The sequence below is a fragment of the Clostridioides sp. ZZV15-6383 genome, from assembly GCF_020657735.1.
Taxonomy (GTDB): Bacteria; Bacillota; Clostridia; order Peptostreptococcales; family Peptostreptococcaceae; genus Clostridioides; species Clostridioides difficile_D.
This window is the reverse complement of the sequence record NZ_JAGWCV010000173.1, coordinates 1-366: the sequence shown is the minus strand read 5'-3', so window position 1 is coordinate 366 and position 366 is coordinate 1. Positions and strand designations below refer to the sequence as shown.

Sequence of the window (366 nt, the reverse complement as noted above, 5' to 3'; positions counted from 1 at the left end):
GTGGTCAACATATAAAACTACCTAAACTTGGTATGGTTAAGATAAGGGATAAACAAGTACCTCAAGGTAGAATACTTAATGCTACTATATCTAAAGAACCAAGTGGTAGATATTATGTATCATTATGTTGTACTGATGTAGATATTGAAGCATTTAAAAATACTAATAATCAGATAGGTTTAGATTTGGGAATTAAAGAATTTTGTATCTCAAGTTGTGGAGAATTTATAGAAAATCCTAAGTATCTTCAGAAGTCATTAAGCAAACTTGCTAAATTACAAAGAGAATTATCGAGAAAGACAATCGGTAGTTTAAATAGAAATAAAGTAAGATTAAAAGTTGCAAGACTTCAAGAACATATAGCTA

General features: G+C 28.7%; 1 protein-coding gene. It reads left to right on the top strand.

Features of this window, described 5'->3' with window-relative positions; translation table 11 throughout:
* On the top strand, nt 1–366 hold a 366-nt coding region (locus KGF42_RS20665; protein ID WP_227826923.1), incomplete at both ends, for a transposase.